19 protein-coding genes are annotated in these 17,419 nt (G+C 45.5%); 1 reads left to right on the top strand and 18 read right to left on the bottom strand.

The features are described 5' to 3' along the window. Positions 1 to 7: 7 nt before the first annotated feature. The 3 genes from L7A31_RS21520 to L7A31_RS21510 all read right to left on the bottom strand — a co-directional run bounded on the left by L7A31_RS21520 (position 8) and on the right by L7A31_RS21510 (position 1,926). Entirely contained in the window at positions 8 to 310 is a 303-nt protein-coding gene (locus tag L7A31_RS21520) for a hypothetical protein (RefSeq protein ID WP_237363950.1), read from the bottom strand. Positions 311 to 403: 93 nt separating this feature from the next. After that, on the bottom strand, positions 404 to 1,657 hold the full coding sequence (locus L7A31_RS21515; protein ID WP_237363939.1) for an RNA-guided endonuclease InsQ/TnpB family protein: 1,254 nt from the start codon (positions 1,655 to 1,657) through the stop codon (positions 404 to 406). Continuing rightward, on the bottom strand, positions 1,654 to 1,926 hold the full coding sequence (locus L7A31_RS21510) for a DNA polymerase III subunit epsilon (protein WP_237363930.1): 273 nt from the start codon (positions 1,924 to 1,926) through the stop codon (positions 1,654 to 1,656). Before L7A31_RS21510 ends, L7A31_RS21515 begins: the two co-directional genes overlap by 4 nt. A 72-nt stretch (positions 1,927 to 1,998) precedes the next feature. Between L7A31_RS21510 and tnpA the strand changes: the two genes are divergently transcribed. Further along, a complete protein-coding gene (tnpA, locus tag L7A31_RS21505; protein ID WP_237363928.1) occupies positions 1,999 to 2,403 on the top strand; it encodes an IS200/IS605 family transposase in 405 nt (134 codons plus the stop codon). A 69-nt stretch (positions 2,404 to 2,472) separates the two neighbouring features. Here the strand turns inward: tnpA and L7A31_RS21500 are convergent, their stop codons facing one another. The 15 genes from L7A31_RS21500 to L7A31_RS21430 all read right to left on the bottom strand — a co-directional run bounded on the left by L7A31_RS21500 (position 2,473) and on the right by L7A31_RS21430 (position 17,408). After that, a complete protein-coding gene (locus tag L7A31_RS21500; RefSeq protein ID WP_237363926.1) occupies positions 2,473 to 2,649 on the bottom strand; it encodes a hypothetical protein in 177 nt (58 codons plus the stop codon). Continuing rightward, positions 2,650 to 3,249, bottom strand: coding sequence for a phage tail protein (locus L7A31_RS21495; protein WP_237363916.1), 600 nt, complete (start codon positions 3,247 to 3,249; stop codon positions 2,650 to 2,652). It abuts the gene before it with no gap. Positions 3,250 to 3,280: 31 nt separating this feature from the next. Then, positions 3,281 to 6,559, bottom strand: a complete 3,279-nt coding sequence (locus L7A31_RS21490) for a LamG-like jellyroll fold domain-containing protein (protein WP_237363914.1) — start codon at positions 6,557 to 6,559, stop codon at positions 3,281 to 3,283. Between the two features lie 9 nt (positions 6,560 to 6,568). Beyond that, the gene (locus L7A31_RS21485) at positions 6,569 to 7,909 is read right to left on the bottom strand and encodes a hypothetical protein (RefSeq protein WP_237363912.1); all 1,341 of its coding nucleotides are present in this window, start codon (positions 7,907 to 7,909) and stop codon (positions 6,569 to 6,571) included. After that, complete coding sequence (locus L7A31_RS21480; protein WP_237363909.1) at positions 7,909 to 8,367, bottom strand: hypothetical protein; 459 nt, start codon at positions 8,365 to 8,367, stop codon at positions 7,909 to 7,911. Before L7A31_RS21480 ends, L7A31_RS21485 begins: the two co-directional genes overlap by 1 nt. A 47-nt stretch (positions 8,368 to 8,414) precedes the next feature. Continuing rightward, positions 8,415 to 9,272, bottom strand: coding sequence for a hypothetical protein (locus tag L7A31_RS21475; protein WP_237363906.1), 858 nt, complete (start codon positions 9,270 to 9,272; stop codon positions 8,415 to 8,417). A gap of 2 nt (positions 9,273 to 9,274) precedes the next feature. Next, positions 9,275 to 10,660: a baseplate J/gp47 family protein gene (locus L7A31_RS21470; RefSeq protein WP_237363904.1), complete on the bottom strand. Its 1,386-nt coding sequence runs from the start codon at positions 10,658 to 10,660 to the stop codon at positions 9,275 to 9,277. After that, positions 10,657 to 11,004 (bottom strand): hypothetical protein, encoded by a 348-nt coding sequence (locus L7A31_RS21465; protein ID WP_237363902.1) that lies wholly within the window; start codon positions 11,002 to 11,004, stop codon positions 10,657 to 10,659. The genes L7A31_RS21470 and L7A31_RS21465 overlap by 4 nt, the downstream gene beginning before the upstream one ends. Positions 11,005 to 11,006: 2 nt before the next feature. Continuing rightward, positions 11,007 to 13,505, bottom strand: coding sequence for a hypothetical protein (locus L7A31_RS21460; protein ID WP_237363900.1), 2,499 nt, complete (start codon positions 13,503 to 13,505; stop codon positions 11,007 to 11,009). 128 nt (positions 13,506 to 13,633) lie between these two features. Further along, entirely contained in the window at positions 13,634 to 14,455 is an 822-nt protein-coding gene (locus L7A31_RS21455; protein ID WP_237363898.1) for a hypothetical protein, read from the bottom strand. Beyond that, a complete protein-coding gene (locus L7A31_RS21450; RefSeq protein ID WP_237363896.1) occupies positions 14,452 to 14,967 on the bottom strand; it encodes a hypothetical protein in 516 nt (171 codons plus the stop codon). The genes L7A31_RS21455 and L7A31_RS21450 overlap by 4 nt, the downstream gene beginning before the upstream one ends. 7 nt (positions 14,968 to 14,974) lie before the next feature. Beyond that, a complete protein-coding gene (locus L7A31_RS21445) occupies positions 14,975 to 15,538 on the bottom strand; it encodes a hypothetical protein (protein ID WP_237363894.1) in 564 nt (187 codons plus the stop codon). A gap of 50 nt (positions 15,539 to 15,588) precedes the next feature. Further along, positions 15,589 to 16,086, bottom strand: coding sequence for a baseplate protein (locus L7A31_RS21440; protein ID WP_237363892.1), 498 nt, complete (start codon positions 16,084 to 16,086; stop codon positions 15,589 to 15,591). An 11-nt stretch (positions 16,087 to 16,097) separates the two neighbouring features. Continuing rightward, positions 16,098 to 16,718 carry a hypothetical protein gene (locus L7A31_RS21435; protein ID WP_237363890.1) on the bottom strand — a complete coding sequence of 207 codons (621 nt, stop codon included), beginning with the start codon at positions 16,716 to 16,718 and terminating at the stop codon, positions 16,098 to 16,100. Between the two features lie 21 nt (positions 16,719 to 16,739). Next, positions 16,740 to 17,408, bottom strand: coding sequence for a hypothetical protein (locus L7A31_RS21430; RefSeq protein WP_237363888.1), 669 nt, complete (start codon positions 17,406 to 17,408; stop codon positions 16,740 to 16,742). Between the last annotated feature and the right edge of the window lie 11 nt (positions 17,409 to 17,419).

The raw sequence follows: 17,419 nt of genomic DNA, 5'->3' as shown, positions 1-17,419 counted from the left end.
GTTTTGTTTAGCTTGCTACGCCTGACAGCTGCGGTCTTTGGCCAAAAGGAAAATCGACACTTTCTGGATAGTCACAAAGTTTTTTTCGATCCATAAGAAGAGAGTTGAATTCGTCTTCACTGGTGATGGGTGAGGTTCGATACTCTTCTGGGTAATTTTGGTCCTTTTCGTATTGGTCAATGCGATTTAGAACAAGCGACAGTTGTTGATCTCGCCACGTTGTTTCCGTCGTTGTTTTAACCGGACGCTCTCGCTCTATGTCTTGACATGCTCCCCGCCATGAATGACGGGGATTCCTGAATACAGGCAATGATAAATCACTCTATCATCTACTTTCTGCTGCTGATCGCTAATGCAATTCACTTCACAGACGCTACGGCTCTGCCCGAACCTGATTAATTGGTTATGCTGCTAGTTCTAACTCGCGCAAATAGCGCATTAGAATCACTCTGGCGGCATTTTTATCGGCATTATCGGAATGACCGCAGGACTGACAAATAAACTCAGCTTGGGTTTTGCGGTTATCCTTTTCGATGTGACCACACTCAGCACATTCGCGGCTTGAATTTCTTGGGTTCACTTCACCGTACACACCGCCTTTCCATTTCATCTTGTACTCAAGTTGGCGACGAAGTTCGTGCCACCCTTGATCAAGAATCGACTTGTTAAGCCCAGATTTGGCGGCTACGTTCTTGCCGTGGTTTTCGCTATCACCTTTCGCTGATTTGCTCATGTTCGCAACCTTCAAAGCCTCACAGATAACCATTGCGTGGTTCTTGCTGATTTCCGATGTGGCTTTATGCTGATAGTCGCTGCGAATATTCGCTATGCGTTGATGTAGCTTGCTAACCTTTTGCTTTTGTTTCTTCCAGTTCTCAGAACCCAACACCTTTCGAGATAGCTTTCGTTGCTCAACGGCTAACTTCTCTTGGTGCGCTCTGAATGAATGGACACCCTCAAAAACACCCTCATCACCGCAACAATCGGTTGATAAAGTCATGTTTTTGGCGATACCCATATCAATACCTGTCATTTCGCCTTGTACGTGCTCTGGTAGCTCAACATCTAATAGGCACATGATAGAAACATGCCACTCACCAACGGCATTTAGTGAAACGGTAGCGTTGCGAAGTTCGCCCACTACGTCACGGCTATTGCGGTACTTAACCATGCCTAAACCATTTGGCAGCTTGATGTGATTGCGCTCGATGGCAATCTGTAATTTAGGGTTTGGGAATCTCATTGTGGAATGGTGCGCTAGCTTGCGAGTGCGGAATACAGGAAAGCCGCGCTTACCCTTAATCCATTCACCAATAGCAGAAACTAGATCACGCTGGCGTTGTTGTAGGCACTGCGCAAACGCTTGACCTAGCCATTGACGATTGTCTTGTTTCTTCCATGTTGGCAATTGCTTGTTGAGGCTCGCTGAATTTGGCAATAGCTTGCCAATCGCCTTGCGTTCGACGTAAGGCAAATCATTAAGATGCTTGTACAGCGCCTTTTTATCGGTGATGCCTGATTGCTTGCGAGCAATGTTTAGCATTAGCTCTAAGCTGTCATTAAATACGACACGCCCACAACCTGCCATTTGAGAAAGCTTTTCCGCTTGCTCTGGCGTTGGTTCTAGTTTGAACTTGTAGGCTTTTTCGACTTTCATTGCTGCGCCTTGGCTTTTCTAAATTCCGCATCGATAGAATCGAGCAACATTTGTTCCTTACGTGCTTCTTTTTCCGCTTTTGCCTTCGCAACGGCTTTCTTTCTGGCTTTGTAATCTGATTTCTCGGCATCAGTTAGATGCTTGTACGCTTTACCATTAGCTAATGCGTAGGCAACAACGTCTAAACCAGCGCTTCGCTTTTCATTCACGCGAGCTAAAAAGCGCTCATAATCTCGCGCTATTCTTTGCTCTTTGTTTAGTCTTGGCATTTCATGGTCTTATTTGACTTTAGGTCATGCTAAACATACGATACGGCAAACATTTAAGTCAAGGTCTAATTTATGGAATTAAGGAAAGGTAGGCATGTTGTTTACATGCTTCATGCCCATTTGATATTTGTCACCAAGTACAGAGGAAAGGTTTTCACTGGTGAGCACTTGGATAAGCTAAAAGGAATGATGAGTGAGATTTGCGAGAATCATCAAGCGGTACTATCTGAGTTCAACGGCGAGTCTGATCATGTGCATCTGTTAATCAATTACCATCCCTCAACATCGCTGTCGAAGTTAACGAACGCGCTGAAAGGGATAACTAGCAGAGAGATGAAACGCCACTTTCCAGAACTCAATCAAGTGGCATGGAGAAAAAACGCTCTTTGGTCGCCTAGCTATTTTGTTGGCTCCGTGGGCGGTGCGCCTTTGAACGTTCTCAAACAATATATAGAACAACAAAATAGACCGCATTAATCTCGCTCCCCCGCCACAGGTGACGGGGCTATCCGCTCGAACCTGCCATCTGTGCTAGGTTCGAGTCAGTTATTTTTGGTATTTCGCTATTAACCCTGGTTTAGAAGGTTGATAAATGGTTGTTGTGCAATCTGCACCGAGTGCAGTATTTGCAGCGACATGTTCAACGCCATTTTCCAGCCACCAGCCTTCCCGACTGATTCTAGATACGTTGACATTTTGTGATTCAGTGTAAAATTTGGTCATTTATGCCAGCCTTACAATCCAGTTAAATTTTATGTTCTTAATCGTGTTCGCCACTTCACCAAAGGCTGCAACTGTCACTGTGTGAGCGTGTGAGCCAATAGCGACGGTATGCGAGTGAGTGCCGTTATTATCGGGATATTTTATTCTGCCGGTGTTGTAGCCACCGGATTCACCCAGCTGATAGCCTGCGTTATCACGACTATAGATAGGAATTGGGTGGGTATGATCACCTGTACTGTTCGTCGTTTTTGTGCCCATATCTACCGAACTCACAGAGGCATCATGGTTGTGGCTTTTCACCTGGTCGGGCTCATAGGCCAGGATTAACTCGTTATCTGTTTTGCCTACAATGGCCATGCCTCTTAAATCGGGCAATATCCCTGTTGGATAGGCTTTGGCTAAAGCTGGGTAAGCCTCAACATCGAAAGCCTGCCCTTTCATGATGGCGAACCCGTTGGGCTCGTCATCACTTGGCCAAGGAAGTGGCACCCCTACAGGGCAATTTGTGTGATTTTCGCTGTATACGCGTTTACCTCCTTCTGTCAGTTCTTTAGTTACGTTTAAATTGCCATTTACATTGGATGGCCCAAGTTCTGCCATATATTTCCCCTACGTTGATATTGAATGGTGATTAAACTTCATTGAATTGAGCGCATGTGAGTTCGCCAGTTTTGCCAATCATGGCACCAGCATTCCCAAGTAATAAATCGGTAAGTTGCTTTTGTTCGGCCTGTGACAGCAAGCGGTTGTAAACTCGAACTTCGCCTATTGTTCCTTCAAAAAAGTCACTAGGTAAATTTCCATCCCAGTCCTGGCCGACCGAGAATGAATTGACGTAAGTGCGAATGTTGAGTGGAGCACACGGGCCTGTTGCTAATAACTCACCATTGAGAGTGACCGATGCTGTGGACTCAGATTTGGTAGAGTTGTTGGCAACTGAGAATATGGCAACATTCCAGGTGTCAGGTTCGACTAGATTATTGGGTGCACTTACAATCTTTCCATTTACGAACACGCTTAGCTCTCCACCAGCTGTTATTCTATGGTTGAGATCATTGTCGCCAAGGCTTGCAATGTGCATTTGAAAATCTGAACTGTACGAGTTATCAGAGGACTGCTTAAACAGATAAACAGCTGTCAGTGTTTCTTCTTCTTGAAAGTACAGGTCTTCGTAATGAATGTACCCGCCCGTTTGCGTATATTTTGTTGAAGGAAATACGTAGCCATCAGAGGTTAAAGCGGGATTCGTTGCATTGAGATTCTTCAAGGTTCCAATGTGGCCACCACCGGAGCAATCATCAGCATCATCATGGAATGGTGCGTATAACAGCATACCCAGCGTTGGTCCTATTTCTGAAAATTGTTCAAATTGAGCAACGCCTTGTCTGTTTACTTCCTTTTGATAGTTAGTGTCTAAAACATTCTCAAGCAAGCCGTCACTTAGGCCTGATCCTAAACTTCCAAGTAATTTATTAGAGATATCTTGTTGTTCAGCCAGGCTCAACAAACGGTTGTAGACTCGGACCTCACCTATTGTTCCTGCAAAAAAGTCCGTTGGTACCTTGTTATCCCAATCTTGGCCAACGGCGAATGTAGACGGGTAAGTATGGGTATTTAGGCGATTTACAGCTCCAGACGCAACCACCTCACCATTCAATGTAATTTCGCCGGTGGCAGTTACTCCGTCAGGGTTGTTTGTCATTGAAATAGTGACAGCATGCCATTTCTCAACGTCAATCGGATGGTTCGTCGTGTAGATTCTTCTATCCGCTCCAGTGTTTCTACTCACTAATAACAAATCACGATTAGGGTCGATAGTGAACAGAATGTCATTATCACCAAGCGAGCATAGGCAGTCCGAGTCATACCTATATTTGGAGAGCTTAAATAACATGGAGATTGTTAGCGTCTCTTCACCTTGCAAACTCAAGTCTTCATAGTGAATGTACCCGCCATTGTGTGACTTTTGTTCTGCAGGGAAAGAGTACCCGTCATCGGTCAATGCTGGGTTTGTTGAATCCACATTCTTTAAGGTACCAACATGACCAGCTCCCGAGTAATCATTAGGATTTCCAGCGCTTCTATATGGTGCATATAAGAGAAGTCCGTCCGTTGGCCCAACCTGAATTTCCACTTTGAAATCAGTGAATTCTAGTACCTGGTTCACATCATATAAGTACTGGTTGTCTAATCTTGCTTTTGATAGATCTGCATTACCGATAATGTCAAAGGTATACGTTTCCCACTCAGTCGTTGGGACAAACTGGTTCTTTGTCAAATAGGAGTTGTTTTCACTGAAGAAAAACATCTCCATTCCTGCGTCGACATCACCACCAACTCGCCTAGCCTTTATCGATGCCTTAAATTTGGTGCCTTTTGGTATGACTCCAGACATATGTGAATAGAGGGTATATGAATCAGCCACTCCTGCAGTCCATCGATAGATAGGCTGCCCCAAAGCGCCTATAAGTCCAGTATCAACTATTGTCCCTACAGCACTGTTTACAGGCACAGGCACCCAATCTGCAACGTAGTTATCAACAATACGTTCTGACAGCTGGTTACAGCGAAACTCCCCTTTTTTATCTACGCTCGCTTTTACCTGGTATAGCTCTTTTATATCGTCCGCTGATAACTCAGAGGCGTACAGTCGGAAGTCATCTATGTATCCTTCAAAGTTATATCTGTTCACAGGTAGAGATGCAGTAGACATCCCCATAATGAGACCTCTAGACTCTAAGCTGGCCATTACGATTGCGGGATCATTTTTCTTGTCTACCAACTCCCCGTTAATGTACAGGGCACAGTCATGTGTGATTGGGTTTACGGTGAGAACCACTTGGTACCATTTTTCTAGCTCAATGTTGTCTGGCCCGAGTAGAACAATGTTTTTTCCTCCCCATTGCATGTACGCTTTGATTTTTTTTGCATCGGGTACATCGTCGTCATGGTTTGAAACACCAAGGCTAAAATAATCGACGGTGTTGTTAGCGGTGGTTATTCCAGCCAAAAATGAATCGGTTGTTACGGCTGGGGAAGCATTCCTCATAAAGTCCAGAACAAAAGACGTTGGTTCTCCGCGCCCCAAAAAGGCTGGAAACTCATCTTCGTCCATAATTTCAAGGTATTGATTTTTTCCAAAGTAGGCAGAGCCCAGGCCGACATTGTTCCCTATTTCTTGCTTAAATAGTGGCGCCACCTCAGATTGAACGATCGGCTGGTTATACTCGCTTTTATCGAAAAAGTTAGAGCTAGAAAAGTCGATATGTACGATCTTTGCTTTCGCAAGTTCTTTAATGGTTTTGAGTGAAATGGCCCCGTCGTACAGGCGAACGTCACAAATATCTGTGTTTTGCGTTTCCTTGGCTATCATAAAAGATGATGTAGGCTCAGAAAATGGTTCGGCCAGATCTCCAGTCAACTCTACTGTTCTCTGCATTACTCCATTGACGTACATCGATATTGTGTCTTCCTCTCTCACAACAGCGAAATGAAACCAGTCGCCTTTTTTGACGGATAAAGTGTCATCTTCTGCGATGGTTAAGCCTGGCGTTGTATTAAAAGTAAACCCAATGTCGATACACTCATTATTTTGTTGATAGGCCATTTGACGCTCTATTCGAGGCGAATAGCCACCTGCATCCCAACGAATAATGTCTTGCCAGTTATTTTCACCGTATGCATGGCCTTCTTTTATCCACAATGCGATAGAAAGTCCCTTGCCTGAGAGTGCCTTTTTGATTTTGCTGGACGGTAAAATGGTGAGCACTTTCGAGCACTGCAAGCATTGCGCCCCAATCTTTCCGCCTGCTGTTAATGCAACAGATTCGCCGTCAGTCGGATGAAGACCATTGCCGGACCAATCGTTAGTGTCTTTGTGGAGTGGGTACCACGCTACTAGTTCTGTCATGGGTATCTCTTAACTGAATTTGAACTGAATGGTTTCAGACGTTGGATCGTATTTGATGCTGCTTTTCTCAGTGACGCCTATTTCTTCGGCAAATGTGTTTTTGCCATTGATGTTTTGATCACTGGTTAAGCTAGCGTAGCGAGCATCCCCTTGGGTCTGCGTCATTTTGCTGTTGGCTGTGTTTAGTGCGGATACCGCTTTGTCGTAAGCCGTTTTGACACCTGCAGTTGTCGCATAAGTGCTGGTGCTGGTGCTGGTTACAGAGCTACTTTGCCCTGCATTGACCACGGAACTTAGGCCCACATCGGCTTTAGAGGGCTTATTGCCTTCGTGATAGATTTTGTGGCCATGCCAGAATAGATCGCCCTTGCCATTGGCGAATATGGAATAGATATCGTTGTTGTATCGGTTCTTAAAGGAAATCGTCCCAATGGTGTCAGACGCATTGCTTCGGTGGCCTTCCACGTATAAGACAGGGCTGTTATTGTCAGTAGAATCAACTTTTAAGTTTCTAAAGCTCCAAAAACCGGCAATAGCGAGCGATGTCGTTTTAAGTTTATTCCACCATTGCATGACTTTAAGCGGAGACATCCACTTAGTGTCGTTGGTACCGGCTTCTGCGTCAGATTGAGATGCCTTGGTATCTATATTGTACCCATCTAGTTTCTTGTAAATACCCTTCCAAAATTGAGGAAGTTTGACGTGCTTTTCGTCGTATGATGTCTTATTGATATCATCATCAGTAGCCGCGTTATCTTTACGCTCGTACTGAACGTGAGGATCGGGGTGGTTAACGTGACCTTCCAGGTCGTACCCGCCTTGCTCTCGCTCATCGAAGTTTAGATGCAGCATGGTTAGCTGAGTGGTTCCCGCTGGGATCACGGCTTTACATAAAACTAGGTGGTGAGACTGGACCTCGCCCTCTCCAACCACCTTGATACAAGCGGCTTCTTGAGTGGCATTAATGTCTACCTGGGTGGTTTTTAAGCCGTGTTGGTAAATCGCCTCGAGAACGACATAAGATGTTTTCCCCGCTTGCAGTGTTACCGACATATCGTGTTGTTGTCGGACCGTCAGCAAGTAATCATCACGCTCAACAAGAGCCACACCAAACGTTGCAGGCTCTCCCGACGCGTTTTTACCAATATTGATACCTAGATTTAGCCCACTACCAGGCTCACAGGCGTAACCACGGAATATTCCTCGGCGTACTACCCCGCAAAACTTTCGGTTTAAGCTTTGTGATGTGAAGGCTTCTAAGTACTGCGTATCAGTGAGAAGAGGCAGCGCGTTTAAATCCACCAGCGCTGGTGGAAGAATTATCGTTTCTTCAAATTGTGGAGACGTCATTATGCCCCCACTGCAACTTGAGCTGAATCGCTTCTAGCTGTTTTGATTATGATCTCAATTGAGATACCACGGTCAGAATAAATCCAGACTGGCTGCGTTACTGCTACCCCAATGAGGTTTTTATTCGTGTCTTTTATGCCAACACAAGAGAATTGATGTGATTCACCGGCAGGGAATGTACCAGCTGGCAACGAGGCAGTAATAACGATATTGCCGTTAACGTAGGTATAGTTCGCCTTTGATGTGTAGAACACATTTGCAATGCTTGTTTTATCAAGTGGTATATCTTTACAGCTTGGTTTGCCATCTACGGTTTCAATGAGATCGTAACCCCAATCGAGATCGCCAAACTGGAAAAAGGCATTATAACCATTGGGCAGACTTGAAAGTGCTCGTTGGTCGTAATATTGGTTAAGTAATTCTGTATTTTCTAGAACAACTTCTTGTGCGACTACCATGTTATTCCCTTATGTTGGGCATGGCGTTTTCTAAAGCGGGGGAGCTTTTAGTAGTATACGCGATCTAATGCAATAGCATCCATCGGGACTGCATCCATTCTTGGAGTACCATAGACTGCATCGACTTTCTTCTCATCGGTGGTTTCCATCTTTTGAGTTACTTTCATCGGTGCCGGCTCGATACTGATTGGCTTCTCTTCTGTTTTTAAATGGTCAGTAACAGCATCGCTGTACGTTACCCATTCCACCAGCTCAGAAAGTTCATATTTGATGTAGTACGTTTGGCCATCACAAGCGATGCGCAACGGAATGAGTGGATAGATCACCCTTTTTACTTTCTCTTCAAAAGCGTCAATTTCATCATTACCAATGCCGTCAGGACCACTTTGTATCTTGTTGATAGGGATTCGAATGACGCCGCGACTGGTCAGAAAGAAATCTTCCGGTGTTAAGTCGTAAAAGTCGCTCAGCTCACTCTCTAGCGCAAACAAGGTACCGTATGGGTACTTTTCTTGGTCAATCGGTGCGTAGAGCTTTTCCCAGGAGACTTCCATGCCCGAGAACTCACGCGCAAGCGTTGATACAAGCGGGTACACATTGCGTTTAAAGTGAATTTCATCCCTACGCTGCATAATAACGTGTGGTAAGTCTTCATCGCTCACATCACCCAAAGGAAAGACTTTGCGCAGCTCAATAGAATCTTGCTCTAAATCTTCCTTGTTCATGTCGTACAAAGAATTTCGGCTTCTTAAGCGAGTAATAAAGCTTTCAATATGGTTTGAGGCAAGTTCTGCAATACTGCTGGCCAAGTCGGTCCAGGACTGCTCATTTTGCTTGGTTTTAGTGAGTTGCCCTGTTAACCAGCTCTTTAAATGCTGCTCTTGTTCGTTATCTTGGTCGCACATGACTAAGCCTTACGATAGTTAAAGGTAATGGTTGATGCATCGATGTCGAGATATTGGAATGTATCGATTGGCACTGTATCAAGCAGGCCTTCACACGTTACTGTGTATTCATCAATGCCCTGCTCTTTCGCTACAGATTCAACAGCGCTCCAAATGGATTTTACGTATATCGCCCCAGGGCTGACATCTTTTCCATACAATGAAGACAATTTATCTGAGACAGCTTTTGTGACGTCTTGGGCGTTTGAGCTATCAAATACAATGCCGTCTACAGTGACAGTGAATGGCGCATCTTTCCTGGTAACGTACTTATAGCTTTCGTTATATCCCTCGCGGCCATCAAAGAGAGCTAGGATTTCTTTGTCCAGTTCTTCATCAGACTTTTTGCTGGAATAAGCAGAAATGAAAATCGTGTTGATATTGCCCAGGTCTTTTTTGCCGGCTAAAAGCTCTTGCTCCTTTTCACCCCAAACCGACAACCAGACAATGCTTGATATATTACTCTTGATAAAGCCTTGATAGTCGCCATCCCAAGCAATTTGATTGTCGTAGATAGTAGAGTAAAGCGCACCGTTACGAATCGATTCAATGTCCTCTGCGACATCGCCCCCGGTGATCTGAGAAACGGTAGAAATGCTGACACTTGTTGATGATCCCGGGTCGGTTTCTACGATAGTAAGCTTCTGGTCATTCAATAATGTTGTGTCACCTTCTGTTAGCCACAAATCAATAGAAATCACGTCACCAGCTGCAGGAGAAATACCGCTCACGCCATTACCAAAACGAATGCCTAGTTGGTCTGTAGACTTGTAATACTCCATGTAGACTTTGGATTCTGACGTTGCGTAGCGGAACTTAAATGATTCGGTCCACATTTCCCCATTCACATACACAATAGCCTTATGGATTCGAGCGGTTAGGTCCACATCAAAACTGATTGATAGCCAGTCTTGCTGCTCTTCAACCGTCATCGTGATCGTCTCAATTTCCATCTGATTCAGCGTGACATCTAAGCTCTCATTGGGATCAAGGGCGATACTTTCCATAATGGTGTATCTCACCTGGTTTGCTGCGACACACTGAGTCAGCTCAGAAAGTGCAATTCGCTCAGTACCGGTATTGGTTATTCTTCCCTGGCCGGTTGATGGTGATATCTTCCTTGGCACATACATCACATCTTCGGCACCCGCTAGAATAGAGGTTCTTTTCGTTGCGAGTGATAAAAATGACTCTTGCAGCAATCGTTCGCAAGTTTGAGAGGCACGATCGACAAACTGAGAAATAAACAGCGATAAATAGGATACGAACTGAGAGCCTATAAACCGGCTCCACCAACTTGATTTACTCAGTATTGCTTCAAATTCCGCTTTGGTATCTTCTACGCTCACAAATTGATCTCCTGTGTTAGTTTTTGCGGTATTCCAGAAATGGCCAGCTCTATTACCCAGCCTCCAATCGTGTTAGGTGTAATCGCTATCCCAGATATCGAAACGTCACTTAAATCCTTTGGCAACTTATTAGCGATCACGTTCTCCATTGCGGCCGCAACAGTATCGGATTGCGGTTCATGCCTAAATTGAGCAAGATTATTTCCCCAGGCTGGAGAGCCCCATACCTCACCTTCTGGAGTATCTAGCCATTCAGCCACTCGGGCGATAACAGAAACAACATCATCATGAGTTTCTACGCCGTCTGCAGTGGCCTTAAGTTTGTAGTTAATTTCTTGAGTCATGATTACTCCAAGTCAGCACTTAGTCGTTGTAGAGAACCGTCTCTAAAGTCATTTGGAATAGTGTTTGCTGGTTTATACGCTGTAGCTTTAGGCTGCGTTTTCGCATTTGTCACCGGCGGCGATACCTTGCTAGTTACTGCATTCGTTGTGCTAATTGCTTTGGATAGCGCATCAATGCTTTTCTTATCCAATCCAACGTTTTGTGCCTTATCGCTTTTCGATAGCTCTTTCGCATCCTTTTCAGCCATCAGATCGCTCACACGTTCGTTAGACTTATCATTGACAGCTGGTGAGGCCGAAGATAGCGATTGTTCGTTAGCTGTGCTTGTTGTGATAACGCTAGATTGTTGCGGGTTCGCCGTTGTGGCCATGGTTTTTGCGGGTTGAGCATTGGCAATGGCATTAGCTTCTTTAGGGTCCACCTGTTGAGGCTCAGAGTCGCCACCAAAAAAGCTATAAATACCCTTGGCCATATCGCCACTATCAAAACTTAGGGCTTTTTGAGCACCATCAAAACCAAGCGCACCGAGACCGCTACCAAGTAAACCTGCAGTGCCGCTAACTAATCCACCCATATTCAGCACAGAGCCCAGCGCCATTGAGCTTTTTTGTCCTAACGTAGCCTCTTGGCCATCTTTCAAGCCAAAGGTTTCTTGTTGCTTTTTGGTGTCAGTAAACCCGTTGTATGCATCCATTGCGGCCATCGCTGGTGCTAGAAATGGAACGAACTTACCGACGCCTTTTGCAGCCATACCCAGACCGCTACCAAGCGCACCGCCAACACCACCTAGAGCCCCGCCAATGCCACCAAGCGCACCACCGATACCACCCATTGCACTGCCCGCAACTTTACTAATGATGCTCGCTGGACCGCCGTTAATCACGTCCAGGGCATCACCAGCCAATCGACCGACAGAGCCTATTTTGCTTGCTGCTTTACCAAAGATTGATGTTCCTCGGCGGCTTACTCCTTCTTTGAATCCACCAAGCTTTGAGAACACCGACTTAAATCGACCGCGCTTACCACGACTTCTACGACGCCTGTTATGGCGGCGTTTCTTGCCAGGCTTCTTACGCTTTTCGTTCTTTTCTTCTGCATCACCAAGCCAATCACCCAGAGAGTCCGAATCAGAATCAGAGCTACGACCGCCGATCTTGCTTAGCTTTTCTGTCATATCTTCAAGGTGCTTGAGAATGACTTTGTGATATGACTCATCTTTATGAGTTTGCTCTTTCAGTGCCGATAGTTGAGCTTTGTTTAATCTCTCTTCGCTCAGTGCAGAAAGTTTACTGGCCTCGCTCGGCGTAGCTTTATTTTCTTTGGTTGCGCGAGCGGGTGTCGCTTGGCTCTCTGCAGTCGATACGTGCTTTTGGTTTGGCTTCGTCTTGGCTTGTGTTTCTTTAGAAATTTTACCTTGGGCCGGTTCTTGAGTTGGCGAAGTCAGCGAAGATTGTTGATCTTTTTTCGCTTTTTCAGCTTTAAGATCGGCAACTTTGCCTACTTTTTCCGGTGCATTGCCTTTTTCTTTGGTTGTGCGAGCCTGCGTCGGCTTATCATCTGCAGTCGACTTCGATTCCTTGTCTTGTTTTATCTTGGCTCGCTTTTTCTTATACGCTTTAACCTTCGCAAGTGCCTCGTTCTTGGCTTCTTTGGCAGATTTGCCCAGTTGATGCGCTTCTTTTGCTGCATACCAAAGAGTGCTACCCGCCGCGACACCGGCAGTATCACCAGCTTCATTGCTCTTACCTTTAAACGAGTTAAAGAACTTAAAGAGCTTAACCATGGTGCTTTCTTTCGGCTTGTCATCACCGCTTTTTTTGTCGCTCTTCTTGGCTTGTTCGCGCTCATACGCTTCACGTTCGGACTTGTTGGCAAACGTGCCATTTTCACGACGCAAACGGCCTGATTTATCCTTGGTGAGCTTTTTCAGCTCTTTGACTGACTCTTTGATGACTGCCTTTTTAGTGGTGGCCATTTCATGAGTTGAGTACGTATATTGAGGATCGCTGGACGGTTTACTTTCCGATTTAGCAACGACTTTTGTTGGCACCTGGCGTAGTGGTTTTTCCGCTTTGGCACAGGCGACACTCTTTGTCGCTTTAAGTCCCGCTTTTATGGCATTTTCAACTTTGCCTGGTAACTCTTCCAACGGCTTACTGGACAGCTCGACGGGCTCAAGTGGCTCTTGCTTCTTAGTTTCAGCAATACTGACGCCTTGGGTTTCCGTATTAACGACAGGCTTTGAGACAGTCACCGCATCACTTTTTGATAGGCTCACTTCACCTTTTCTCGATGCAGCCCCTCTGCGGTTCCTGCGGTTAACAGGTCTTCTGCCTGGCGGTTTAGTGCCAATCACACCAGGTACGCCAGGGCTAGGCATTACAGCAGAGCTAGAAAGCTTATCACTAATATCTGACAGCACTTTGAGCTGTTGGTCGCTTGCTCTACGTATTTCATGAACAACATCAGATAGGCTTTGTTGATTTTGCTTAGTGGCCATTCTTCACCTTGTCTTGTAATGCTTTATCTAAACGAATTGCCATTGCTTGAGCTGTGCTCATTACTGAGTGCACAGGCTGGCCGCCATAAATTGAGAGGTTTTCTACGAGAATATTCCAACCAACGTTGTCATAGCGTTGGAATGAAGTCGTTATGCCGAAAGGGTAAGAGCAATAATTTGCTTTGGTCCTCCCCTGCTTCTACAGCTGCGCTGCAGTTCTTTTGATTGGAAACAAGTAGGAATCGACCATCCTTGTATTGCGTCATGATGCCATGTCGCATGGTTCTTAATTCACTCTCAACCTGGGCATACAGCGTGCGAAACTCGGTATCGAGCGCCATACCCTTGATGCGTTCGAGCTTCCAATTCAGAGCCTCATCTTGATCACTTGGTTGGTTTGGGAACGTAAGGCAGTGCACCAGCTCAGTGAGTGTCATTTCGGTATCGGCTTTTCGCCACTCTATTGACTGATAGGCGTATTGATCACGAATGTTTCTCAGCGTTTCAATGTGCTCGCAAGCCGCACCATTTAAAGGCTGGACCTTGATTTTTGAGACTTGTTCACCCGCGATAAAGCACGTAATTTCTGATTTTGGCAGCGCTTTAACGGCGGTCGCAGTATTGGCCAGCTCAGCCAAGTTCACGTCTAAGTAGTGCTCTTCTTTGCAGTGCTCGCACTCATAACTTACTGCTGCAGTCGGCAATTCTTGCGTTGCTATGAATATCCACCACAATGCCGTTCTACGATCTTCACCGGTCCAATACAGCGAGTCATTGAGCTTGCCGCCTTGCTTGTCTAGATTCTGAATATGGTTGAGGAACTGAGTGGTATTTTGCTCTTCTTGCTCTTCGTTGAGCTCGCAGAATAGCAACCCATCTTCAACGGTAGGCGTTCTAAAATGCACAACATCATTAACGCTGCTTGGTCTTGGATACGGTGGAATGTTCATAGTACTTTTTTGCCTACAGTTGAGAATTTTTGGAAAATAAGTGGAAATGACAAGATGGAATTACCACTCTCTCTAGAGAAATTGACGTTGCCTATTTTTGTCGGGAACACTTGATAGCTCTTGTACTTTGTCTTTTTCCCGTCTTCATTCAGTGTGTAGAAATTAATCTTGAACACGTAATGCTTAGGCAAGTTAATGGTGCCGTCAGTGTTTTTAACCTTAGCGAGCTGGGCTTCCATCCATTTGCTAATGGTTTGGTCCTGGGTTTCACGTACTGTCATCGTGATCTCACTAGCACTTGAGAACGTAGGAAGAGCAATAGACCCACATCCAACCTGGAACGTCTCTACATCGATGGAGCCGGCACCGAAATCAATATCTTTTACATAGATATCAAAATCAGGAATCGAATCAGTCCCTTCAATCTCCACGGCCCATTGCCATCCCTGCAGCCATGGCTTGTTCATGAAATTAATAACGGTTTGCTTAGCGGCAGATAGATAAGGATTCATTCAGACCTCACATCAAAGATAACGTTGGCATGATGGCGCGTGAGCTTTTTATCTTTTCTTCCATGTCGGCTTTACGAGTGGCCACATCAGCTTCGGTGGCAATGTCGCTAGTGTCGAGCTTGCCAGCCATAGCAATACGTCGTTTGCGCTCATTGTTTGGACCTTCAATCAGCAGATATAGGTAATCCGCGATAAGAGAAGTGGTACTCGCTGGTAGCTGATATTGGTCAAAGTCACCGCCCTGGGCATTTTCTAGATACGTCACGACAATTGGGTATTGTTCTGAACCATCTAGGCCAAGTTCTAATTGGTCATCCCACACATCAGAGCGGATATATCGCCCTGCGTTATCCTTCACTACGACGCGAGTCATAAATAGAGGTGGCAGTGCAAATTGGTTGTCGTTCGTGAGTTTTGAGGCATCAGTGATGCGAACCCGCTTCATGAAACCGGCTAAGTCCTGGTACTTGCCAATCGCTTGAGTAAGAGCTGAATTTAAAGAGTCTGGATCGTCATGAAGCAAGATTGTGAAACGCTTTTTGACGAGTTCAAGTAGTTCGTTTGGAGTCATAATTCCCTCATCATGGTTAGGTGCGCACCAGCGCACCCATATAAGCGTGATTAGAAGTCAACCCAGTTGTACTGCAGTGTCATTGCTGGTTTAACAATGGCTGCGGTATCTTCTGTTGATAAGTCGATAGCATCAGAGCGGATCTTCACATGCTCCAGTCGGAAAGTTTGGGATTCCACACCAGAACCAGACGTAGATTCAGGCGTAGCCTTGATGTTGACCGTGACCATTTTCTTGTCTTTTAGGATCGCGCGGAATGCCTTAAGAACGTCGCCCTTAATCGTTTCCGCAAGTGTTACTGCAATCTCGCCTTTGTTTTCGAGTGGACCATTCTGAATAAAGCCCATGCCCATAGGGCCAAAATCTTCCACATCAGCACGCCCCATTGCTGGGAACTGAGTAGAACGAACAAGCACTGATAAGTCTGGGTATTCTTCGATAGTCATGTCGAATTCTGCGCCCATCAACTTTTCACCAGCGTTTAAGTTTTTCGTAAACGCTTGCTTTAGGTAGTTAGTGTCGCCTTTTGAATTACTGAAACCGGCCATTTAATTCACCTTTAAAAGAAAAAATTCGGTATTTGAGATTTGTTGATCATGGATTTAGGAGCGACCGTGAGCGATACCGTGTTGTAGGCGTAATGCCCATCCTGCGTTTTCGGTGCATTGACATTAAAAGAGACGTCACTAATGCGCATTTTCGCTTTGAACTTTCGGCCCAAGTCGAACGTAGCTGCATCAGGAATACGTCCACCCACACTGACACCACCATCAGACATGCCGACTGGAGTTGCGTTGAGCAATTCTGGACTGGCCATTTGGTTTAGATATTCGATAGGTAAGTCAACTTCGATCCTGGCATTGGTGTAAGCCACAAATTTCAGCGTTACGCTGACCTCTGGCGGCTCGATACCTTCCCATACCTGGTCGGAGTTCATTTGCGTCTTACTTGTTTTGTCAGATTGGGTTTGCATCACTGACGCAAGCTTGTCTATCTGACCGGCATTGCCAACACTGTCACCAGCAAAAGGACTTTCCCACATTGATCTAAGCGAGAGCTGACACTCTTCGCTCATATAACCAACGACTGTAATTGTGGCGCCATTGATTTCTTGGGTTATCGTACATTTAAGACTTCTTGATATACCGTCATCGTCAGGCACGCCACACATTACAGCCATTAGTTACGCTCCTTTCCTTGCTTATAAACCGCGAGCTTTACGCTTACGCATAGACTTTTTACGAGCCGCTTTAGCCGCGCCAGAACGAGCTTTCATGCGTGCTTTTTTAAGCGCCGCTTTTTGTGCTGGAGTCATGCGACGGCGACGTTTTTTCGTTTTCACAAGCTTAAGAACGCCATCACGAATGACTTTCTTTGTGGCTTCCATCATCATTGAATCGCGCACTGAGTATTCAGCTACCAGTTCGTCGGTATCGACATCAGAAATAGCAGATGAAAGAGACTCGAATACGCGCTCAGCTGCGTCGTCATCTTCACTCATCATTTCAATATCTTCGTCTTTTGCGTTGGATACTTGGTGGATGAAATCACCCGCTTCATCGAGCAGTGACTCATACATTGCTTCTTGTGATTCGTTCAGCTCTTTGTCGTCTTGGCCACCAGATAGGCCATATAGCAAAGCATCGAGCTCATCAAAATCAGCATCGCCACCACTCACCCATTGCACACAGGCCGCTGCAGCATCAGAGCGATCGTTCACTTTGGCGGCTTTTTTGATGGCTTCTAGCATTGCATCATCAGAAACAGATTCGAAAAATGCCGCTTCTGAAATGCCTTCGTCTTGTGGTTGGTTTTTTACTCTTGATAGAAATGGACGCTCGCGTACAGCGCCCTGGTCAAACATTGACATACTTACTTTTT

It is taken from the genome of Vibrio marisflavi CECT 7928, from assembly GCF_921294215.1.
GTDB classification, from domain to species: domain Bacteria; phylum Pseudomonadota; class Gammaproteobacteria; order Enterobacterales; family Vibrionaceae; genus Vibrio; species Vibrio marisflavi.
The sequence above is the reverse complement of the archived record's forward strand: the minus strand, read 5'-3'. Positions and strand labels throughout refer to the sequence as shown.